The 22,245-nt window shown below is 64.4% G+C and carries 22 protein-coding genes; 15 read left to right on the forward strand and 7 right to left on the reverse strand.

The genetic code is table 11. The features are described 5' to 3' along the window. Window positions 1-153: 153 nt before the first annotated feature. Genes JVH1_RS09705 through JVH1_RS09715 form a run of 3 tightly spaced genes read right to left on the reverse strand, consistent with a single transcriptional unit; the run spans window position 154 to window position 3,454 of the window. Window positions 154-1,551, reverse strand: a complete 1,398-nt coding sequence (locus JVH1_RS09705; protein WP_043781263.1) for a hypothetical protein — start codon at window positions 1,549-1,551, stop codon at window positions 154-156. Window positions 1,552-1,586: 35 nt separating this feature from the next. Next, the gene (locus JVH1_RS09710) at window positions 1,587-1,736 is read right to left on the reverse strand and encodes a hypothetical protein (protein WP_237735260.1); all 150 of its coding nucleotides are present in this window, start codon (window positions 1,734-1,736) and stop codon (window positions 1,587-1,589) included. 35 nt (window positions 1,737-1,771) lie between these two features. Continuing rightward, window positions 1,772-3,454, reverse strand: a complete 1,683-nt coding sequence (locus JVH1_RS09715) for a hypothetical protein (RefSeq protein ID WP_009478358.1) — start codon at window positions 3,452-3,454, stop codon at window positions 1,772-1,774. Window positions 3,455-3,847: 393 nt separating this feature from the next. Here JVH1_RS09715 and JVH1_RS09720 point away from each other — a divergent pair, with 393 nt between their 5' ends. Together JVH1_RS09720 and JVH1_RS09725 are read left to right on the forward strand one after the other, a co-directional pair. Continuing rightward, on the forward strand, window positions 3,848-3,976 hold the full coding sequence (locus JVH1_RS09720; protein ID WP_009478356.1) for a hypothetical protein: 129 nt from the start codon (window positions 3,848-3,850) through the stop codon (window positions 3,974-3,976). Continuing rightward, a complete protein-coding gene (locus tag JVH1_RS09725; protein WP_009478355.1) occupies window positions 3,977-4,216 on the forward strand; it encodes an antitoxin Xre/MbcA/ParS toxin-binding domain-containing protein in 240 nt (79 codons plus the stop codon). Between the two features lie 541 nt (window positions 4,217-4,757). Here JVH1_RS09725 and JVH1_RS09730 read toward each other — a convergent pair. The 3 genes from JVH1_RS09730 to JVH1_RS09740 all read right to left on the reverse strand — a co-directional run bounded on the left by JVH1_RS09730 (window position 4,758) and on the right by JVH1_RS09740 (window position 7,651). After that, window positions 4,758-5,870 carry an NADP-dependent malic enzyme gene (locus JVH1_RS09730; protein ID WP_083849830.1) on the reverse strand — a complete coding sequence of 371 codons (1,113 nt, stop codon included), beginning with the start codon at window positions 5,868-5,870 and terminating at the stop codon, window positions 4,758-4,760. Window positions 5,871-5,990: 120 nt separating this feature from the next. Continuing rightward, on the reverse strand, window positions 5,991-6,449 hold the full coding sequence (locus tag JVH1_RS09735; protein ID WP_371112972.1) for a WhiB family transcriptional regulator: 459 nt from the start codon (window positions 6,447-6,449) through the stop codon (window positions 5,991-5,993). 125 nt (window positions 6,450-6,574) lie between these two features. Further along, a complete protein-coding gene (locus JVH1_RS09740) occupies window positions 6,575-7,651 on the reverse strand; it encodes an AraC family transcriptional regulator (RefSeq protein WP_157174052.1) in 1,077 nt (358 codons plus the stop codon). Window positions 7,652-7,815: 164 nt separating this feature from the next. On the opposite strand from JVH1_RS09740, the gene JVH1_RS09745 reads away from it, so the two are divergent. From JVH1_RS09745 to JVH1_RS09805, 13 genes are all read left to right on the forward strand, one after another. Next, window positions 7,816-9,039, forward strand: coding sequence for an acyl-CoA dehydrogenase family protein (locus JVH1_RS09745; protein WP_009478349.1), 1,224 nt, complete (start codon window positions 7,816-7,818; stop codon window positions 9,037-9,039). A gap of 62 nt (window positions 9,040-9,101) precedes the next feature. Continuing rightward, window positions 9,102-9,560, forward strand: coding sequence for a flavin reductase family protein (locus JVH1_RS09750; protein ID WP_371113089.1), 459 nt, complete (start codon window positions 9,102-9,104; stop codon window positions 9,558-9,560). Between the two features lie 43 nt (window positions 9,561-9,603). Next, complete coding sequence (locus tag JVH1_RS09755; RefSeq protein ID WP_009478347.1) at window positions 9,604-9,897, forward strand: antibiotic biosynthesis monooxygenase; 294 nt, start codon at window positions 9,604-9,606, stop codon at window positions 9,895-9,897. Then, window positions 9,894-10,793 (forward strand): dioxygenase, encoded by a 900-nt coding sequence (locus JVH1_RS09760; RefSeq protein WP_009478346.1) that lies wholly within the window; start codon window positions 9,894-9,896, stop codon window positions 10,791-10,793. The genes JVH1_RS09755 and JVH1_RS09760 overlap by 4 nt, the downstream gene beginning before the upstream one ends. Continuing rightward, on the forward strand, window positions 10,783-11,898 hold the full coding sequence (locus tag JVH1_RS09765) for a maleylacetate reductase (protein ID WP_009478345.1): 1,116 nt from the start codon (window positions 10,783-10,785) through the stop codon (window positions 11,896-11,898). Before JVH1_RS09760 ends, JVH1_RS09765 begins: the two co-directional genes overlap by 11 nt. Then, a complete protein-coding gene (locus JVH1_RS09770; protein WP_009478344.1) occupies window positions 11,895-12,230 on the forward strand; it encodes a Dabb family protein in 336 nt (111 codons plus the stop codon). The genes JVH1_RS09765 and JVH1_RS09770 overlap by 4 nt, the downstream gene beginning before the upstream one ends. 55 nt (window positions 12,231-12,285) lie before the next feature. Then, on the forward strand, window positions 12,286-12,963 hold the full coding sequence (locus JVH1_RS09775; RefSeq protein WP_009478343.1) for a 3,4-dihydroxy-2-butanone-4-phosphate synthase: 678 nt from the start codon (window positions 12,286-12,288) through the stop codon (window positions 12,961-12,963). An 83-nt stretch (window positions 12,964-13,046) separates the two neighbouring features. After that, on the forward strand, window positions 13,047-14,003 hold the full coding sequence (locus JVH1_RS09780) for an amidohydrolase family protein (protein WP_009478342.1): 957 nt from the start codon (window positions 13,047-13,049) through the stop codon (window positions 14,001-14,003). A 142-nt stretch (window positions 14,004-14,145) separates the two neighbouring features. Next, complete coding sequence (locus JVH1_RS09785) at window positions 14,146-14,739, forward strand: TetR/AcrR family transcriptional regulator (protein WP_009478341.1); 594 nt, start codon at window positions 14,146-14,148, stop codon at window positions 14,737-14,739. A 405-nt stretch (window positions 14,740-15,144) separates the two neighbouring features. Beyond that, window positions 15,145-16,245, forward strand: a complete 1,101-nt coding sequence (locus JVH1_RS09790; protein ID WP_083849826.1) for an aromatic ring-hydroxylating dioxygenase subunit alpha — start codon at window positions 15,145-15,147, stop codon at window positions 16,243-16,245. Then, a complete protein-coding gene (locus JVH1_RS09795; RefSeq protein WP_009478339.1) occupies window positions 16,238-17,224 on the forward strand; it encodes a PDR/VanB family oxidoreductase in 987 nt (328 codons plus the stop codon). The genes JVH1_RS09790 and JVH1_RS09795 overlap by 8 nt, the downstream gene beginning before the upstream one ends. A gap of 176 nt (window positions 17,225-17,400) precedes the next feature. Further along, a complete protein-coding gene (locus JVH1_RS09800; protein WP_009478337.1) occupies window positions 17,401-18,777 on the forward strand; it encodes an aromatic acid/H+ symport family MFS transporter in 1,377 nt (458 codons plus the stop codon). An 86-nt stretch (window positions 18,778-18,863) separates the two neighbouring features. Next, window positions 18,864-20,432 carry a sigma-54-dependent Fis family transcriptional regulator gene (locus tag JVH1_RS09805; RefSeq protein WP_063720704.1) on the forward strand — a complete coding sequence of 523 codons (1,569 nt, stop codon included), beginning with the start codon at window positions 18,864-18,866 and terminating at the stop codon, window positions 20,430-20,432. Window positions 20,433-20,779: 347 nt separating this feature from the next. Here the strand turns inward: JVH1_RS09805 and JVH1_RS09810 are convergent, their stop codons facing one another. Next, window positions 20,780-22,117, reverse strand: coding sequence for an MFS transporter (locus tag JVH1_RS09810; RefSeq protein WP_063720703.1), 1,338 nt, complete (start codon window positions 22,115-22,117; stop codon window positions 20,780-20,782). Window positions 22,118-22,245 lie beyond the last annotated feature (128 nt).

Consider the following 22,245-nt stretch of genomic DNA (forward strand, 5'->3'; position numbering starts at 1 on the left):
GCGGTTTACGCCCGCTTCTTCGGTCGGTGTGCGAGACGTTCGACGCTGTGGGGCGGTGAATCTGGCGAACCCGTGCCTGATAATGGGCCATTTTCGACGGACAGGCGAGGTCGGCTACCGGGATCCGTGGATTCCAGTGCCGGGGCGGGGTAGCTATCTGCCGGGACGGGTGGCAGACGACGATTCTGTGTGGCCCTTGTTGGCTCGATTGCCGGGGCGCCCTCGAACCGGTGTGCGCTCGGCAGCTTCTCCGAGGTACCGAGCCCACGGATCGGGAATCCCGCGCCTGGTGGCCCAGTCGTGCAGGCTGAGGATGTTCAGGGCGGCGAGGGTGAATCCTGCGAGCAGTGTGTAGCGGCGGATTCCGAAGCCACGGAAGAAGCCGCGGTGCACACCGAGCCGGTTCTTATTCAGGTCGGCGAACAGACTCTCGATGCCGACCCTGCGGTGATATGAGGCCTCCCAGGCGAGGGTGCCGTGCTGGAACGGCATCCGCATGTCCGGGTAATCCGAATCGTTCAATGTAATGGTGCGCCCGCAACCGCATGCCGTGCCCGTTGTGCAGGAGGTGGTCGGCACGCTCTGTGGCGCGCGCATCGAGACGGGATTGTTCGGGCAGCGAACCCGGGCAGGATGGACGGCAGGCCCGCGGTAACGCCGGGATCCGTCGGGGTGCCGGGCCCCGTGCGGGACGAAGGCGTAGGCCTGCCGGGCCTGGTGGCGTCGTTCGGTTCGGGCACGGACCTCGTCCTTCATCTCGACGTCGATCGGGTCGAGATCCTCGAGGCCCTCCGGCAGACTCGCCGAGTACAGGGTGCCGTCGATCCATATCGCGTGTGAGCCCACGGGCCCCGGGTGCGTACCGCGTTGTTTCTGGTGCAGGTCGTCGAAGATCGTTTCCTCGAACTCACTGCTGCGCCACCCCATTCGAGCGGTGATATCCACGGTGTAGATGTAGCGGCCGTCCGCCCCGACCGGGGCGTCCGGGAGGTGGTGACCGCTCCGGTGGGCATGCGGGTGGTTTGGATCCGGTGGCGCGAGCGGATGGTCCGGGGGCGGGAGCCCGTCGGGGTCGGCGTCGACGAGCGGTTTGCGGTAGCGCACCCGCGCCCACGTCGAGATGTCGGTCGAATCCAGTGCGACGGCCCCGGTCGGCGGGTAACACCACAACGAGGCATCGAGCAGGGCCTGGGCGAAACGCCGCTCGTCCCACTCGGGATACCGAGATGATCGGCACGCGTTCATCAGTCGTCGTAGCGCATCGTTGATGGCCTTATAACTGATGGGCACACCGTCCGACAGCTCGAGTGCCGCGCGTTGCCGATCGGTCCATCCCCGCACCACCGTCGCGACCTTTGTCTGGTGCATCGGCAGGCCGAGCATCGGTGTCAGCAGATACGCGGCGAGGAACGCATCAGCGGTGAACTTGCGGTGGGCGCCACGATGGTGGTCGAACACCTCCCGCACGAACTCACGCGCCGCACAGTGCTCGATCACCGCGACCACCCGCGTGAACTGCCAGGGTTCGGTCCGATGGACAGCGGTGGACACCTCATGCAGACGACGAACCCTGCCCTTCCCGCTCATCAGGGCACCGCCTCGGCGAGGGCGTCGAGTTCGGCCGCCGTCCACGCCCGCCGCGGCCTGCGTTCCAGACTGCGCGAGAGCGCAACGATCTGACGTTCGCCCACCCCCGACAGATCCCGGAACACCGGCAGCGGCACCGCTTGCAGCATCGCCAACACCCACGTGCACCGCAACCTCGACGACGTCACCGGCCGCAGCCCGGCCGGGAGATCACAATGCTCCAACACTTCCCCGACGAACTCGACCCGCGGCACCGGATCCCGGAACAGGTGCCCTCCGCCCGCCTGCTCCGCGGACGCGAGCACCGCCCCGCGGTACGCCGGCCGGACCGGAACCCGCCGTGCCCGACCCCTGACACGGTGACAATCACATGTTCGCCGCGGACCCGCACATCCGCCGCACCGACATTGACCATCTCGGCGCCGGCCAGGCCGGCGCCGACACCGAGGGCCACCGCCGCGCCCAGACCCCGCCGACGGACCGCACTCGCCTGCCGCGGCGCCCACCACAGCAACGTCTCCACCTGCTCGCTCGTGTACGGCGTCGACACCGGGCTGTGCGGCAACGCCTGACGGGGCGGCTCCCACGGCGCCACCCGCGTGACCCGCCGCGACAACGCCGTCAGCGCCGACCGGCGACAGGACCGCGTCGCGTCCGCCAACCCGGGGACGGTGACCGCGTACCGGTTCACCGTCGCCGGATGAAAGATCTGCTCGACATCCAGCCGCAAACCCTGCTCGCGCGCCCACGCCATCATCGACGTCACGATTGAGATCCGGTTCAACCACTGCCGCGTGCAACACGGACCGAACCCCCGCCGGACGACGTCACGCACGAACGCCGCGATCTCCTCCCACTGCTGCGCCGGCATCCGCGGGGTGTACAGCTCGATGATCTCCTCCGATGTCCGCGGCGCCATCACTGCCGCCCTCCCGCCAACCGCCGCCACCCGGGCGACCCGACCTCCGGGACAGCGAGATACGGAAGAAGATCCGAGAAGGATTTCCCGCTCACGATCCCAGCAGCCGCGAAGATCTCCGCCACACCACAATCGGACAGCACACCGGTCAGCCACGTCGACCGCAACCGCGCCACCGCCAACCGCGGCAACCCGGCCGGGTACTCGAACGAGGCGAGCAACGCCGCCGCCTGATCGGCGCCGGCCCGATGCGAGGCCACCAACGGCCCCGCACCCGCCCCCGCAACGACCCCTCTCCAGCCTCTCGACCCACCCGGCCCGCACCGGCACCACCCGGCCCTCCGACTCCGGTCCGAGCACCACCGCCACCACCCCGTCGACTCCGATCACGTCGGCCGCCGTGATCGCGAACAGCTCCCCCGGACGGGCACCCGCCGCCGCCGCCGTCAACGCCAGAACCGCGGTCATCGCCTGCACCCGAAACGGCCCGTTCTGCGACAGGGCGGCCTCCCAGTACGCCTCGAGCTGCTCGTGCGTGTACGGCGCGGACAGGCCCTGCCGCGACCCGGGAGCGCCGGGTGCCGGCCACGGCGCCCGCCGCGTCACCGCCCGCGCCACCGTGCGCAGCCGCGAGACCTCCGCCGACCGCGAGGACGGCGCCAACTCCCGCATCCCGGTCACCCGGTACCGTTCGACCACCTCCGGAACCAGCACCGTCTCCCGGTCGAGTTCGTACCCCACATCGATCGCCCACACCGCGAACCGCGACAGCGCCTTCAACGCGTTCGCCGCCTGACAATGCAACGCGGGCTCCGACAATTCGACGGTCTCACGCACCCACGGCGCCACCACCGACCACACGGCGGGATCGACCGATCGTGGTTCAAAACACCGGATACGTTCCGTGATGGCATCGGCGTCATCAGTGCGCCGTTTGTAGGCCGTCATCGGTGATCACCCGTTTTCTCGAACAGGTGACTTCCGAAAGCTCCGTCGCCGATCAGAACGCAAGGGAGTATCGTCATGGGTGTCTACTCCTCATGAATCAGATGAGGTCAGCTGCACCACAGCTGACGAATTCGAAAGACACCGACCGTCATTCGGTGTCTTTCGGTGCGTTCAAAGGTAGTTGAGCGGATCACATCCTGTCGGAGCACGCATATATGAAGTTCTTGCTGGTCTATATAGCGTGCGAGGCAGATCCGATACCTTCACGCTAATCCAGGAAAGCCGCCCAGAAAAGCCATGACCAGCGACAACGTACGCACCGCGACGTGGCAGGTCCCACCCTTACCCGAGTAGCGTGAACAGCACACGGGGGGATGACCGAGGAGACGCGAGATGGTCAAAACAGGCCCCGGATCCGACACGGCAGCGCGCACCCTCATCACCGAACTGAGATCACTCCTCGGCACGAAACTCGTTGCATACCTTGCCGAAGCACCCGACACCGCCACCGTCCACGGATAGGTGGACGGCACCAGCACACTGCCAGACCACACCATCCTCAACCGACTCCAGGTCGCCCTCGACGCCGCACGACGAATCGGCACACGCGACACCCCCGACGTCGCCCAAACCTGGTTCCAAGGACGAAACCCAGCCCTCGACAACCAACCACCCGCTCAGCTACTCCGCGACGCAAACCTCGACACTGTGCGCGACAACATCCGCGATGCCGCAACCGAATTCGCCACGAACGGCACCTGACCACACGTCCGGTCAGCAGAAAACAAATGCACCCGCCCCAAACAACCCCACGCGACATCCCCAACGATGGGGTCGTGCACTAGTCGCGCACCGTGGGTGCGCACCCCGGCGCCGACCCACCAGCTCGGAACTGCAAACCTGGTGACCGTGAAGTCGCCCAGGCTATCGGCGATGATGCCTGCGCCTCGCCATTCGCCATTCGCCATTCGCCATTCGCCATTCGCCATTCGCCATTCGCCATTCGCCATTCGCCAAATACACTGCCAGACGGCAATTCCCAAACTCTCGATAACGGGTATTACGTCAACTCGACTGCTCTGTATTTCATCAGATGCATCACCGCTCATGCAGGAAACCTTGGGAGCCGCCCGGATTTAGACGTTACCGGAGGCGGTGACCTGCGACTTCACGGACGCGGATAGGCAGGTCGGTCGGCACGGGTCGCGATGGCACAATGCCTGCGCCCGCATCGGCGAGAATTCCACCGCCGAACCCGTTCGCGAGCAATAGAACCGTCTAGCACCAGCGGCGGATATAGGCGTTAGACTGCTGCAGCGACGGCTGCTGCCACCGCGGGCGCCACTCGCGGATCCAATGCACTCGGCACGATGTGATCGGTGCGCATGTCCTCGTGGACCACGGATGCGATGGCCTGCGCCGCCGCGAGTTTCATCTCCTCGGTGATAGCCGTCGCCCGCGCGTTGAGTGCGCCCAGAAAGACACCGGGGAAGGCGAGCACGTTGTTGATCTGGTTGGGAAAGTCGCTGCGCCCAGTTGCGACGATGGCGGCGTGTCGGGCGGCGATCTCGGGGTGAATCTCCGGGTCGGGGTTCGAAAGCGCGAAGACGATTGCCTGCGGAGCCATGGTGGCTACCACGCTGTTCGGTACAGTTCCGCCGGACACACCGATGAAGACATCAGCGTCGACCAGCGCATCGGCGAGAGTCCCTGCGAGACCCCGAGGATTCGTCGTAGTAGCGAGATCAGCCTTGTACGAGTTCAGATCATCGCGACGTGAATGGACGATACCTTGCGAATCGGTGACGGTGACGTCCTTGACTCCGTAATGCAGAAGAATTTTGGCGCAAGCAACTCCCGCCGCACCGGCTCCTGCGATGACCGTCCGTAGGGTGGTGATGTCACGATCTTGGATCCTCGCGGCAGTTATCAGAGCTGCGAGCACCACGATCGCCGTTCCGTGCTGGTCGTCGTGCATGACGGGGCAGTCGAGGGCCTCGACGAGGCGCCGTTCAATGTCGAAACAACGGGGTGCTGCAATGTCTTCGAGATTGACGGCGCCGAAGCTGTGCCGGAACCGGACCAGTGTGTCGACAATTTCATCGGGGTCCTTGGTGTCGATCACCAGGGGTATGGAGTTCAGACCCGCGAACCGCTTGAAGAGGGCACTCTTGCCTTCCATCACTGGCAGGGAGGCGCGCGCGCCGATATCACCAAGTCCGAGCACTGCGCTGCCGTCGGAGACCACGGCCACCAGTCGATCGGTCCAAGTGTACTGGCGTGCCAACAGAGGATCCGCTGCAATTGCACGGCTGACCTGGGCCACACCCGGGGTGTACGCGATGGAGAGATCACGACGAGATTCCAGGGGCACTACGGTTTCCACGCTCAGCTTGCCGCCTAGATGAGCGGTCATGATGTCAGCTTCGGTGAGCAATAATTGAGCACGTTCTGCGTTGGGAGTGGTCTTCGACGGCAATGGATGTCCCTCATGTCGGATCGTCGGTGCGGAATGTGGAGAGATGAGATTGCTGATCTAACTGCGCGTGCGGGCGAAATGCGGATGCGAAGAGCCGGCGTGCAGCGGGACCGGAAGTGCTGTGGCTCGCCGGTCGCCGTCCGAGGTGCCGCCCCATACTCCGTATTCACCGAGAGTGATCGCATGCATGCGGCATTCAGCCTGAACTGGGCACTGGGCACAGATCTGTTTAGCTGCTCGTTCCCGCCGGGCCCGAACGCCGTGTCGTTCACCGTCGTAGGAGAAGAAGAATTCGGTATCCATCGACCGGCATCGCGCATGCGCCTGCCAGGCCCATGCATCGACTGTCGGTGACAGTACCGCTCGACCGGAACGTGTCATCAGTTCCATTGGCTGACTCCAGTACTCACAATTGTTCGTGCGGGATAGCACCTGTCGGACAGCAAACCGGGTCCGGAAAGAGCGCCGAAGCGGTCTATGGTCTGCGAGCTTGGCTGCCCTTTGTGTGTGGCGCATCTCGCGATGTTCTTACATCCGAGCTGACAGTAAGCCTCTCGCTCGCTAAAAAAAATCCACTTCACGAAATGGAGTGTCCGGTATCCGAAGCGGTTACGTGTGGGTTACGCACGCCGCTCAACAGGTCAGGCGCCGGTGCGGGTACGCGGCGATGAGCGCACCGCAGTGCGCAGTGTCTGTGACGGTGTCTCGCCGAACTTCTGCTCGTACTGGCTTGCGAACCGACCCAGATGGTTGAAACCCCAGCTGAAGGCCACATTACTAACCTTTGTGCTGTCGTTTCCGCGGAGCAGGTCCGCGCGGACACCGTCGAGTCGGATGTGACGGATGTAGGTGGTCGGGGACATCCCGAACTGCTCATGGAACAGATTCTGCAACTGGCGTGCGCCGACGCCAGCTATGGCCGCAAGGTCACCGACGGTGAATTGGGAGCCTGGGAACGATTCGACATGGTCGATCACCCTCTGCACCGCTTGGGGGTTGCTGGGCTCCAGAGGCGTGTTCACCTGTGCAGTCAGAGAATGCGGCTGTCGGACAAGCAGGCCCGCGATGAGAGCTCGTTCCAAGTAGTCGATGTGTGCCGGGAGACCGGTGGTGACGAGGGTGTCCGGGTCGTCGAGCGTATCGAGGAGGATCTTGAGCATGGACAACCATCGTGCTCCGGCCGGGCTGGTCAGGTCCATCGCCATCTCGAAGCGGATCCGCTTGTCGATCGGCCGTCCGAGGATATTGGCCAGTTCGGCTTCCAGAGATGCGCGATGGATCTTGATGCAGATCTGCGTCGCGTCGGCGTGCCAGTGCGGGAGAACAGTGTGCTCGTTCGGGGTGAAGATCGCCGCCCGCTCGGGGGTGGCGATGACCTGCTGGTCTCCGCACTGCGAGAACACCGTGCCGGAAATCGGGACATTGACGTGGTAGGTGCCCAGGTCGCCGGGATCGACCTGCGCTTCGCTCCCGAATCGGGCTCGGCCGATGGTGAGGTGGTTCAGCCGGACGGCGGACAGTTCCGCCTGGGACGCCCGCGCTGGGCTTCCGACCAGTTTGACGTGGGCGGGATAGAAGACACTGTTCAGGCTGTCAGTGAACTCGTCGATGTCGCTGGTGACGCAGCGCAGCGCCGCGGGGCTCTGCGGAGCCGGGGCCAGGACTCTGTGCGAGTCCGAGCGGCGGTCGTCGGCGTGGCCGAGCACTTTGTCGTTCATGTCAACCTCTTGCATCAGAGTGCCTGCGGTGTGAGGCGCCATACGTTTCCGGTAGCGGACACCCGATCGCGTAATGCGGATTTCGCGGCTCGTTAACCCTCGCTAATTTTGTACTCACAGTGGCGCCGGTCACATGCTTGATATCAGTGTAGAGGAGACCTTCAATGACTCAGACGCTCGAGCCCACGAGCCCGGGGAGCACCGACGTCGACGCCTCGCGTCCGAAACGCGAGGTGATCGCCAAGGCGACCGCGCTCGTTCCCCTCATCCGCCAGTACGCAGAACAGGGCTCTGCCGATCGGCGGGTGGCACCCGAGGTGATCGCCGCGCTGGAAGCCGAGGGCCTGTTCAAACTTTTCGTTCCCCGCCGGTACGGCGGATACGAGGAGAACCTGCGGACCGCAATGGAGACGATCGCCGAGGTCGCCCGCGGTGACGGTTCCACCGCGTGGGCGGTCGCGCTACTCAACGTGTGCACCTGGTTCGGCACGACCTTTTCCCAGCAGGCACAGGACGACGTGTTCGGTGCGAACCCGGACGCGAAGTGCTGTGGCATCTTCACCCCTGGCAGCAAGGCAGAACGGGTCGAGGGTGGCTACCTCGTCAGCGGACAGTGGCCGTACTCATCGGGATCGTTCGCCGCGGACTGGGGCACCCTCGGTATCGCCCTCGACGTGCCGGAGGGCGAGGACCCGCGGGCGCTTGCGCTGATCCCCAAGGAGGCGTGGACGATCAAGCCGACCTGGTTCGTGGCCGGCATGAAGGGGTCGGGCAGTGACACCATCGTCGTCAAGGACCACTTCGTTCCCGACCATCGGATTCAGCGGTTCGTCGACATGCGGGAGGCTGATTTCGCCACGCCACACAGGAGCGAAGAACGCAATTCCAATATGGCGTTCATTCCCGTCGCCGCGCTGATCCTGGTGGGCGCGCAGCTCGGCCTGGCCCGCCACGCCCTGGATTTGACCTTGGAGAAGCTGCCCAACAAGATGGTGGCCTACACCAAGTACAAGGCTGCGAAGAATTCTCCGACGCATCAGCTCGGGGTGGCCGCTGCCGCCACCAAGTTCAACCTCGCGGAGCTGTTGATGCAGCAGGCGACCTCGGACATCGACAATGCCGCCGCCCGCGGCGAGCTGCCGGACCTGATTACCCGCGGCCGGATCCGCAACAACACCGGCATCATTGCAGAATTGGTCAAGGACGGTATCGACATCCTGATGACGACCAACGGGGCCGGTTCGTTCGCCGATGCCAACATCCTCAACCAGATCTGGCGCGACGCCGAGATCGCCGGACGGCACGCCTACGTCACCCCCGAGGTCGGCAAAGAGGTTTATGGGCGCCTGCTCATCGGCGCCGACGACGCACTGACGATGGATGTGTAGCGATGAACCAGCACTCTGCTCGAACCGCCACGAAGGTTGACCCGGCGGCATTCCGCCAATCGATGCGGCACGTACCCACTCCGGTGGCCATTGTGGCCACTACCAGCGCCGCAGGCCAACCGATCGGTCTGACCGTTGGATCGTTCGCTTCCGTGTCGCTCGACCCTGCACTGGTCACCTTCTTCGTCGACAAGCAGTCGACCACGTGGCCGCTGATGGAGGACTCGGGCACCTTCACCGTCAACATCCTCGGGCACGGTAAGGGTGAGCGTTGCCGGTCCTTCTCCAGTAGGGGTGTCGACCGCTTCTCCGGCGTCGACTGGACCGCCTCCACTGACGGAGACCCCGTGCTCTCCGAGGCGTCGTTGGTCCTCGAATGCTCCAAGCACCCCACCCGCGTGCTCGGTGATCACCTCCAGGTCGTCGGCGAGGTGAGCAAGCTGCACGTCCTGCACGAGGACCTCCCGCTGGTGTACCACCAGGGCACCTTCCTCAACCTCGACCACCTCGCCAGCGTATGACCCCCACCACCGACGCCACTACCATGATCCCTACGGAGCAGCCATGATCTACGAACACGCCTACGTCACCATCGACGTCGGCAAGCGCATCGAGTTCGAAGACGCCTTCACCCGTGCGAGGAAGTATCTTCTCGACGCCAACGGCGGCAAGACCGCCGAGATCATCCGCAGCGCAGATCATCCCGGTCTCTACCTGCTGCGCGTCGGCTGGGACTCCGTCGAACACCACACCGACGTGTTTGCATCCTCGGCGAACGGAAAGGAACTCGGTGAGGCCATCGGCCACTTCTTCATCGAGACACCACAAGTCATCCACTTCGAGGACACCGCAGTATGACAACGACGCAGATCGGCGAACTCGACGCCCACACCCTCACCGAGGACGTGATCCGGTCGTTCGATGACACACCCGATGCTCGGACCAGATCCATCCTGACGGCCCTGGTGCGCCACCTGCACGCCTTCGTCCACGACGTCGAGCCGACCCTTGCCGAGTGGGAAACCGCGATCGAGTTCCTCACAGCGGTCGGCCAGAAATGCGACTCGGTTCGCCAGGAATTCGTCCTACTCTCCGACGTTCTGGGCGTGTCGATGCTTGTCGAAACGATCAACGACCAGCATGCACCGGGCGCAACGGACAGCACGGTACTGGGCCCCTTTCACATGACCGAGTCCCCCACCCGGCAACTCGGTGACACCATCGACGAGTTCGGTAGCCCCGATGAACTATTGGTCACCGGAACGGTGCGGAACACAGACGGCAGCCCGCTCCCGCATGCCACGGTCGACGTGTGGCAGTGCAACGAGGAGGGCTTCTACGATGTCCAGCAACCCGATGTCCAGCCGGCCGGAAACGGGCGTGGCCTGTTCACCACCGACGAGCAGGGACGGTTCTGGTTTCGCACGGTGACACCGAGTCACTACCCCATCCCGACCGACGGCCCGGTGGGAACGTTGCTCGAGGCCACCCGGCGGCATCCATATCGGCCGGCGCATATCCACTTCATCGCGCGGGCCGACCAGCACCGCCCACTGACGACCCACATCTTCGTCCCCGACAGCCCCTATCTGGATTCGGACGCCGTCTTCGCCGTCAAACGCTCCCTCATCGGAGAGTTCGGCACCGGCGACGCCGAACAGGCCGCACAGTTCGGTGTCAAAATCGGATCACCGGTTGCCGCTGTCGATTTGGTGCTGGCGCCTGCCCGGTCCGGGAGTGCCGATGTTCACTGACCGCTTCTCCTATACCGGGCAGCCGATGCGGGTGGTCTTCGGGCACGGCCTCACCCCACTCGGCGAGGAGGTTCGGGCGTTGGGGATCAGCCGGGCCGTCGTGATCTGCACTCCCGACCGCCGACCGCTGGCCCAGATGGTCACGGACACCGTCGGCGCTGCCGCCGTCGGCATTCTGGCCGAGGCTGTGATGCACGTGCCAGCCGAGGTCGTCGACCGGTGCGAACGGCAGAGCCGAAACCTGGGCTGCGACGGATACATCCCGGTGGGCGGTGGGTCCGCGATCGGGTTGGCCAAGGCACTCGCACTGCGCACGGGTGCGCCGATCATCGCAGTCCCGACCACGTATGCAGGTTCGGAGATGACCCCGGTGTGGGGAATCACCGAAGATCGGGTCAAACGCACCGGGCGGGATCCTGTGGTGCTCCCGCGTGCGGTCGTCTATGACCCGACCCTGACCACCGGACTCCCCGCGACGGTGTCGGTTGCCAGCGGGATGAACGCGATCGCTCACGCGGTGGAGGGGTTATACGCACCGGACCGATCCCCGATCGTCTCCCTGATGGCGCGTGAGGGTGCGCGGGCGATGGCCGCGGCCCTTCCCCGGCTCGTCCACCACCGCTGCGACCACAGCGCCAGAGGCGAGGCCCTCTACGGCGCCTGGCTCTGCGGGACTGTCCTGGGCGCCACCACGATGTCTCTGCACCACAAGCTGTGCCACGTCCTCGGCGGCACGTTCAACCTGCCCCACGCGCAAACACACGCGATCGTGCTGCCCCACGTGCTGGCATTCAACGCCCCCTTCGCCCCGGAAATGGTCACTGCGCTGACCGGTGTCTTCGGCGACGGCGACCCCTGGACCGCGCTGTGGCAACTACAGAAGTCGCTGCCGATGCCCCTGTCCCTGGCCGACCTCGGGCTACAGGAAACCGATTTCCCCGAAGTCATTCACCAAGTGACGGCCAACCCCTACCACAATCCGCGCCCGATCAGCAGAGACGACATTCACAGCCTGCTGGCACGGGCGTGGGCAGGCCACCCACCCGATCCGGCAACGACCATCACCGACTCCAACCGAGTCCTCATCAGCAAGGAGCGCTCGTGAACAACTTCCCCGCTACAGCACCATCACCGGAGACCGTGCTCCACAGCGTGCACATCACCTGGAACGACAACGTGGACAGCGATCACGGTACCCGCGTCGCCGAAGCACTCAACACCTACGCGTCCACCGTCCCGGGCCTGTTGTTCTACCGCGCCGGAAACGATCTCGCGCTTCGGGAGAACACCGCCGATTTCGGGATCGTCGCGCTCTTCGACAACAGCACCCACTACAAGTCCTACGCCGTCGACGAGGGGCACCAGGCCATCATCGCCGAGCTCATCGCACCCTCGGCGCGAACCCGCACCTCGACACAGATCGCGTTTGCCCGCTGACGAGGTCTCACCAGGTCTCGCACCGCCGTCCTCAACCATCATTGTTCGGAGCATCATGACCATCGACATCGACGCACCCATCCGCCCCTCGGGTCAGCGATCGCGCCGAACCATCGAGTCGACAGCGGTGAACGACGCGCTCACGCGGGGAGAGACGATTGTCCTCTGGGACGACGAGCGAGCGTGGCTGGGTTACGCGGCCGACACTGCGACCACGGCGCAGACAGCCTTCGTAATCCGGCACACCGCCGGGTTTCTGCAAATTGCACTTCCCTCCCCTGCCTGCGACCGGCATCTCATTCCGCTGACACCCGCCCTACCGTCCCGACCGTCGGCGCAGGGCTATCAGCAATGCATCGGCATCGACGCCGCGCAGGGAGTGACCACCGGAATCTCGGCGGCCGACCGGGCTCGAACAGCACGGGTGCTGGCCGATCCGCACACCGATCCCGGGGATCTGGTCCGGCCCGGCCACCTCGTCGTCGTCGCCGTCGACCCGGATTACAGCGGGAAGCGTGCCGTCCCTCGTCTGGCCCTGCGGCTGGACGCGTCCGGTCACGGTGGCCTGGTCTTCGCCGAACTGGTCAGCGGCAATCGGCCCCACACGATGGCGGACAAGCACGACGCGGTGAGTTTCGCTCTTGCTCACCAATTACGCATCTACGCCGGCGCAACAACGCCAGGTGCTTCGCTCGACGCCCCGTACCAAACATATCCGCCGGCGGTGCATTAGCGCTGCCGGCTCCCGCCACCCGATCATCCGGCACCGAACGTCCAACCCTGGCAGTAGCCATTCACAGGAACGGGGAAGACCCAATGTCTGACCGCATCGACGTCCACAACCACCTCATCCCTCCCACCTACCGGGCACGTCTCGACCAGCTGGGTTTGACCGCAGGAGGGCTGCCGACCCCGGAGTGGAGTGAATCTCTCGCGCTGGCGGCTATGGACCGCCACCAGATCGGCACTGCGATCGTGTCCGTCTCCACTCCGGGTGTCCACTTCGGTGACGACACAGCGGCCAGGCACCTCGCCCGAGAGGTCAACGAATTCGCCTGCGAGCTTGCCGGACGTCACCCGGGACGCTTCGGCTTCTTCGCTACCCTCACGCTTCCCGACGTGGAGGGCAGCATTGCCGAGGCGGCCTATGCACTCGACGAACTCGGGGCCGACGGCGTCATCCTCCTGGCGAACGTCGAGGGCACCTATCTGGGTGATCCCGCCTTCGAGCCGCTGTTCACCGAACTCGACCGGCGGCGCACAACCATCTTCGTGCACCCCTCCCGGCTCCCCGGCCCGCCGGCATCCGGAATACCGCCGTACATTGCCGACTTCCTGCTCGACACCACCCGCACAGCGGTGAGCCTTGTCCGCAACGGCACCCTGCGGAGTCACCCCAATCTCGATTTCATCCTCTCCCACGGCGGTGGCTTCATCCCGTTCGCGGCCTACCGGCTGGCGATGACGTCGACCTTCGACGCCGATCGCACAGTCGACGACTTCCTCGACGACTTCCGCCGCTTCCACGTCGACATCGCGCAGGCCTCGAGCCCAACCAGCCTGCCCGCCGTCCTCGACTTCTTCGGCCCCGATCACGTCCTGTTCGGAAGCGACTGGCCACACGCTTCCGAGAAGGGCGTGACCTATTTCCGCGCCCTCTACGACGAGCTCGACCTGGATCCGGTGGTGCGAGCTAAAATCGACCGCACGAACGCCACGCGGCTACTCCGCAGGTACGCGACCGCCCAGACCTCGGGCGCCGTCCTTCCCTGACATCCTCTCCCCCGCCCTGATGCGTTCCGATGCTTTCCAGGCTGGCTGCCCCGGGGGTGTTCGGGGCACCGGCCGACCGAGTCATCCACGCTGCCACTGCTCCGCCGGACGGCCGCTGTAACCGAGCACTTACCATCGGTGCATGGGTACCGCGCGCGCAACGAACAGCAGGAAGGCCGGACGACCACGCGACGACACCGTCGAGAGTGCGGTCCTCGAGGCGGCGTTGACGATTCTCGCGACCGAGGGGGTGGCCGGGATGTCCATGAACAGCGTCGCGGCCGCCGCGGGGGTCTCCAAGGTCACGATGTACTCGCGGTGGGCATCTAAATCCGACCTGATCGGAGCGGCGCTGGGCTATCTGCAGCTCGGGCATATCCCCGAGACCACCGGGGATGTGCGCGCCGACCTCGTCGCCATGCTGCAGGCAATGCGCCGACAGTACGACGCAGTCGGCGGGATGAGCATCTTGGGTAGCTGCCTCACCGACGAGCCGCGCTCGGGCAAACTACTGGAGATCGTGAGGAAACGGACGGTAATGCCGCGCCGGGCCGCCTTCCTCGACGTCATTCACGCGGGGATCGCCAGCGGCTATCTGCGCAATGACGTGGACCCCGACTCGGCCGTCAGCGCGCTGATCGGACTGTTCTACGCGGATTACATTGCTGGAGTGAACATGCCAGACGACTGGGACGAATCCGCCGTCGATCTGGTCCTCCGCGGGCTGATCGCGTAGAGACTCGGTGCGGCCGGTTCCTTGACGATGCCGGCCCGCACGTCCCGCTTGCGCGGCGGGCCGCGCACGACAACGTCCCCTCGACGAGCCATCGTTTAAGCCTGGTACTCGCCCTAGCCCGCTAGCGCTAGCCGGCACCACAAAAACCACCTCCGCGTACTTCTCGAACCGAAGTGCCTTGGCACACATGCATGATTCGGCGCTTCGACCGAGTCCATTCGTCACCAACAGCGGTGTGATCCAGCCTTGACATCCCCGCCGGTGTGACCCACAATACATGAACCGGAGAGTACATTAATTGCTCTCGCGAGCGTTTCCCCGCCCGGGAGCTTCAGCGAGACAGATCGTCCAGGGCGGGCCGAGAAGTCGGGTCCACCAGCGCCTGGCTGGCCTGTCATACCCGAGATGCGGGACCGCCGAATGCCATTGCCAGCGAGATCTCGATGCGATGCACAAAGGAGAGTTCGGGTGCAGTTTTTGAAGAATGCGTGGTACATGGCCGCGTGGAGTCAGGACCTTGGTGTCGGAAAACTCCTTTCCCGCACCATTATCGAAGTTCCGGTCGTGTTGTACCGATCAAATGACGGGGTTGCCCATGCACTGATGGACCGATGCCCGCATCGGTTTGCGCCATTGTCGCGTGGTGAACTCAACGACCGAGGCATCGCCTGCGGCTACCACGGACTCGAATTCGACCACGACGGCGTCTGCATTCGCAATCCTCACCCCTCCGGGAAGATCCCCAAGCGCGCCCACGTGAACGCGTACCCGGTCGTCGAGCGCGACACCATCGCGTGGATCTGGATGGGAGACCGAGACCCGGATGAAGATCTGATTCCCGACTACAGCATTCTGACGAAATCGAATGGTGTCACCCGCAGGGACTACCTGCTCATGGACGCCTCATTCGATCTCATCGTGGACAACTTACTCGATTGCAGCCACACCAGCTTCCTCCACAAGGGTGTACTCGGCACCGAGGGCATGATCGCGGCCCCAACGAGGATCGAACAGACCGGTGACACCTTGAACGTGATTCGGACGATCGGCAACGTGGAGCCGCCAGCAATGCTCGACATGCAATACAAGCAGAACGGCGAGCCGGTCGATACCTGGACCGACTTCCGCTGGGATGTGCCGTCATCACTGCTCCTCGACGTCGGAGTCACCGAACCAGACGCCCCTCGCGAACGCGGCACCGGCTACTTCGGTGTTCATATCCTCACCCCCGAGACGACGACCACCACCCACTACCACACCTCCGCGGCACGGTGGAACATCCGCCCCGGCTCGGAAACGGAGGAAGTGCGAGATCTTATCGCCGACATGCGGAAATTCGCGTTCGAGGAAGAGGACGAACCGATGATCCAGGCGCAGCAACGGGTCATCACGCTCACCGGCGCGTCCGAGGGAGACCAGGTCATGCTCGAGACGGATATCGGCATCGTCCGCTGGCGTCGAATCATGGACAGACTGCTCCACGAGGAAGACACCGCCCATGCCTGATCCGTCCACGCTGCCCGTGCGCGTGAGCGCTCTTCGATACGAGGCTGAAGACGTTGTCAGCGTCGAGTTGAACGCGCTCGACGACGCCCCGCTGCCCTCGTGGCAACCCGGTGACCACATCGACCTACATCTGCGGCCCGGTCTCATTCGGCAATACTCCCTGTGTGGCGCCAGTTCCGACCACCGCCGGTACCTGATCGCCGTCAAACGAGAACCACGGTCACGCGGCGGCTCCGAATACGTTCACACCACCTTGCGACCCGGTGACACGATCACCATCGCCCCGCCGCGTAGCAAGTTTCCGCTCACCGAGTCGTCCCATCCGGCCATCCTCATCGCAGCAGGAATCGGCATCACACCCATCACCTCGATGGCAAAGGCGCTCCAACTGCAAGGAAAACCGTTCTCCCTGAATTATTTCGCGCGTTCGCCGGCCCACGTCGTCTTCGCCGACGAATGGGCCGATCAGGACTTCAGTGAACACGTGCGCATACTTCTCGGCCTCGACAGCGAAGGCGTGCGCACCGAACTCGACAAACTCGCACGCAACTCCGACATCAGCTCACATTTGTACGTCTGCGGGCCCGGTGGGTTCATGACCACGACCCTGAGCTGCTTCAAGGACGCCGGTTTCGCCGACGCTCAGCTTCATTTCGAGAAGTTCGCTCCCGACGACACCATGGCAGACCGGACGCCAACCGGACAACCACAAGGTTCGTTTGTGGTGCGAGCTCAGCACTCCGGGGTCGAGACCGAAGTACGGGAGGACGAATCGATCGTCGAAGCGCTCGCACGGTGTGGTCTCGAGGTACCGGTCTCGTGCGAACAAGGAATCTGCGGAACCTGTGTAAGTGGCGTGCTCTCGGGAACGCCCGATCACCGCGACGACTACCTCACCGACGACGAGAAGGCCGCCGATTCGCAAATGTGCGTGTGCGTCTCACGCAGTACCTCCGATGTGCTTGTCCTCGATCTGTGACCCGATGCGCGACCCACACGCCGATCATGGGCCGCGCCGCGACACGTTCACAGCTCGATCAGGTACGCCCCACCTGGCGGGCCGTCGCGACCAGGCACAAGCAGCCACGAAGACAGACGTGATACCACCATCGACTCACAGAGGATCTCCTCCCCCACAGCAACGGAGAAATAGGAATGACACACCCACCGCTTGACACCTGGGAAAGCGCCCGCCACCGCCGCAGCGTCCTCTGGGTCGTCTCTCTGGCTACCCTCGTCATGATGTTCGACGGATACGATCTGGTCGTCTACGGCACCATCTTGCCGATCCTCATCGATGATGCCAACCAACTCGGCCAGCTCACGGCCAGCCATGCCGGTCTCCTCGGGTCCTACGCACTGATCGGTGTCATGGTCGGGGCGCTACTGGCGGGGGCAGTCGGTGACTTCCTCGGCCGCCGGCGGATGATGCTGATCAACATCGCCTGGTTCTCGATCGGAATGGGGTTGACAGCGCTGTCGACCGATCTCACGATGTTCGGCATCATGCGTTTGCTGACCGGCATCGGCATCGGCGGCCTGGTCGCCACGACGGTGGCCACCGTGGGCGACTTCGCGCCAGCCGGAAAACGTAACCTCTACAACGCCATCGTCTGCAGCGGCGTCCCCATCGGCGGTGTGCTCGCATCCCTCCTCGCGATCGTGTTACGCGACGCGATCGGCTGGCGTGGAATGTTCTGGATCGGCGCACTGCCGCTCATCACCCTCCTCCCCCTGGCCCTGGTCAAACTCGCCGAATCACCCCGATGGCTTATCGCCCGCGGCCGAACCGAACGCGCCACCGAAGTGTCCGCGCGCACCGGAATCCCGCTGCCCGCGACCGATAGCACCACTGACGTGGATACCGGCAAGGTCGGGTTCGCAGCGTTGGCTGACCGCCAATACCGCTGGGGCACTGCACTTCTGGGGTTGATGAGCTTCGTCGCACTATTGTTGTCGTATGGCCTGAATACCTGGCTACCGAAGATCATGGAGAACGCGGGATTCGACGCCAAAGGCTCGCTGTCCTTCCTGCTCGTCCTCAACGGTGGTGCCGTCCTCGGCGGGCTGTTCGCATCGAAGGTCGCCGACTCCACCGGTCCCAAGCGCGTCATCACCACAACGTTCTTCCTGGCGGCGCTGGCAATGGTACTGCTCACGCTCGGCGCCCCGCTTTCGGTGCTCCTGGTCGCCGTTGCCGTCGCCGGCGTTGGCACCATCGGCACCCAGGTGCTCATCTACGGGTTTGTCGCCGGCTACTACTCGACCGCTGCACGCGGAGCCGGGGTGGCTTGGTGCGCCGGATTCGGCCGCCTCGGAGGCATCCTCGGCCCTGTGATCGGAGGCGTCCTGCTCGCCAGTGGTATGAGCAGTCAGAGCGCGTTCTACGTGTTCGCCGTTCTCGCGCTGGTCGGGGGAACCGTCACTTTCTTTGTGCGGAACCCCAGGCACGGTCGGACTATCCCACCAACCTTGGACCGATCCGTCGGGGACGGTGTCTCCCCGCCAAGTGCTCCACACTTGTTGCGGTGAAATGATTCGGACGGGAATGTCGAGAAGTGACCGAATTCGATGAATTAGCACGCCCACTCATCGCGCAATCCTGGCAGCGCGTAGCGATGAGCGGTCTGTTCCCGGGCGCGTCCGTCGACGACGCTGCGATCGAGGAAATCGACCGCCGTAGCCGGCTCATGGTCGCGGCCACGCCAGTGCTCGACGAGATGGCCGGGGAACTCGAGGGCACGGGGTTCGCCGTCATCCTCGCCGACCGCAACGCCCGGATCGTCGACCTCCGCTACGGCGAACGGCACCTGCAGCCAAAACTCGAAAAGGTTGGCACGGTGGAAGGCCGCCGCTTCCTCGAGGAGACCACGGGCACGAATTCGATCGCGACCGCATTCGAACTTCGCCGCGGACTCGCCGTGCGCGGCGACGAACACTACATCGAAGCGCTGAAGAAGTTCAGCTGCTACGGCCAGCCCGTCGCCAACCCGGTCACCCGGCGGATCGAAGGAGTCCTCGATATCACCTGTCTCAGCGAGGACGACAGCCCTCTATTGGCGCCGTTCGTGATTCGTTCGGCGAATCAGATCGGAGAGCGACTCCTCGAGGAATCCCGGCAGTCCGAGCAGCGAATCTTCAACAGCTTCCAGGATGCGGCGTTGCGGGCCCGGACCCGGCCCGTGATCGCCATAGGGGACGACATTCTCCTGGCGAACACCGCCGCCGTACAGATCCTCGAACCGGCGGACCATGCGCTGCTGCGGGCTTTGGCGGTCGAGGCACCGATGGACCGGGAGATCACGCGCGACGTGCAACTGTCGACGGGACGGCTCCTCGCTGCGTCTGTTCTGCGGGTCCCCGCCAGCGGGGCAGCCCTGTTCATTTTCGAGTCCGGTCCAACCGCCCGATCAACACCGCTGTCACCTGTGCCAATGGCGCCCATCGGGGCGATGCTGATCACCGGTGAGCCGGGTACCGGTCGGACCGCAGCGGCCCGCGCCGCCGCCGAGGATTCGAGTATCTGGTTCGACGCGTCCCAGGTGGCCGACGTAGGCGGCCGGGCATGGTCGGAGCAGGTGCGGAGCAGGCTCGCCGAGCCGGGCTGTGTCATTCTCGAGGCAGTCGATCTCCTTCCTGCGCCGCTCGCCCGGCGTACGGCCGAGGATCTCCGTTCGGCCCGCGCCCGGGTAATCGTCACGAGTGTCCCGATCGGCGAACTGCCTCCGGAGCATGCTGTCCTCGTCTCGCATTGCACCGAGCGGATCGAACTCGCACCACTGCGTCATCGTCGGCCCGAGATTCCCCGGCTCGTGAACGAGATGCTCGCCGACCTCGGCGCTGCCACTCAGGTGCGTTTCACTCCGGCGGCACTCGAGGCTCTCGCCGGACAGCAGTGGGCCGGAAACCTGCGCGAACTGCACACTGCCGTAAGGGCGGCCGTCGACGTCCGCAGCGTCGGGGACATCACGGTCGGCGACCTCCCCGAGCAGTGGCGGGGCCGGGTAACCCGACAGCTGACCTCGCTGGAACAAGCCGAGCGCGACGCCATCGTAAAGACACTCAAGGACGTCGGAGGGAACAAGAAGGCGGCCGCGCACCAGCTGGGGATCAGCCGCACCACGCTCTATCGTGCCATCCGGACATACGGAATAGTCACGATGCCACCCCGGCAGTCGGACGTCTAGTTCTTGTGGCCATTCCAACTGTGCCGCCTGCAATCCGGTCGCCGCGATGATCGTGCTAGCCCGCCGCTTTCCCTGCTCTCGTCTCCGTCCCGACGACTCGGCGACGGCCGGCCTGGCGCCCTTGACGACCTCGCCGTTATCACCGCGTCGTCGCCTACGAGCGCCACAAATGCGGGTGGATTGTTGCAAATCGCGTCGGCACAGATGGGATCTGTGGGTATGCATCGGTGGGAAGACGGAAAGTTAGCTGCTGCCACTTCCGCTTGCGACCCGCCCACGAAGTTTGCATGCGCGTTTGAGGTGGGTCGGGCCCATGTCCGACGGTTCGCGTGTCATTCTTCCATCTCTCAGCGAAGGGCTTCGTTCTCCGAGATAGATATATCTCGATCGTCGTCTGAGTTTGGGACGAATAGCGTGAGCGATGCACCAACAACGGCGACCGCGGCGAACACATAGAAGGTGGTGGCGGCGAATCCAGTGCTGAGCAGCGCCCCTCCGATCAGCGGTCCGCTGATTCCGCCGAGGCGCCCTACGGCTGCGCACCAGGCAACACCGGCTCCGCGTGCCGCGACCGAGTAATAGTTTGATGCAAATCCGTACACAAGGGTCTGGGTCCCCATAGTGCCGACGCCAGCGACCGCGACGGCTGCCAAGAGCGCTGGCAACGGCAGTCGGACGGTGAGGAGGGTCAGCGAGAACGCCGCCAAGAAAAAGGTCGCGACGATGACGCGTTTCGGCCCGACGGCATCGGCGATCCTCGAGGCAAGAATGCCTCCGAGTACGGCAGCGCCGTTGAGCACGAGAAGGAACGTCAATGACCCCTTGGCGTTGAATCCGACATCTTCCATGATCTTCGGCAACCACGTGTTCAGACCATAAGTCAGCAACAGACCGACAAAACTCATTAGGCCCAGAAAGACGGTGCCCCAGGCGTATCGGCGAGTGAACAAGGCCACGAAGCCGGACTTCTCACCACCACTGAGATCCTCTTCGGCCTGGGTCGCGGGCAACGGGATGCCGGTGCGATGCGACACAACGGTAGCCAGGTCGGCACGGCCGCGAGCGATGAGCCATTGCGGAGAATCGGGCAACCTGACCAAAGCCAGCGGCAACAGTACCGCCAGCGGCGACACCCCGATCCAGAACATACCGCGCCAGCCGATCGCGTCCCGAAGCACGATCGCCATGAAGGCAGCGAGCACGCCACCGACCGGAACGCCACTACAGACGACCGCGTTGTACAGGTTCCGTTTTCCAGAGGGTGCGAAATCGGCCACCATCGCCGTGGCGGTCGTGGTCAATCCTCCGACGGCGAACCCAGTGGCCAACCGTGCCAGTCCGAACGAGCCTACGTTGGTCGACAGAGCCGTTGTGGCGATGCCGACCGAGAACCACACAATAGAGATCAGCATCATCCGCCGGCGGCCAAGATGGTCGCCCACCGCGCCCGAGACGAGCGCGCCGACCCCCACCCCGATCACGGCGTACGAGCCAAGCGCACCGGCCTCGCCAGGTGAGATCGGACCGATCTGGGTGGGATCGCTGGTCAACACCGACAGAATGGTGCCGTAGACCACTAAGTCGTATCCCGTGAAAACCACTGCGAGCATAGTGAGGGCGGTAACCCAGTTGACCGTTCTGCGGTGCCTGGGACTCGTCCAGTTCGCAGTTAAAACGACTGTCATGAACTTCTTTCGTAAAGCAACTCTGTCATTCCGGGCGATTCCATCAGGTTTCCATGACTCCGCCGAGGTGGCGTGTCCACAAATGGAACACGCAATGACACCGACCAACTGTGATGCTCGTCGTAGAA

Source organism: Rhodococcus sp. JVH1 (assembly GCF_000280725.2).
In the GTDB taxonomy this organism is placed as follows: Bacteria; Actinomycetota; Actinomycetes; order Mycobacteriales; family Mycobacteriaceae; genus Rhodococcus_F; species Rhodococcus_F jostii_A.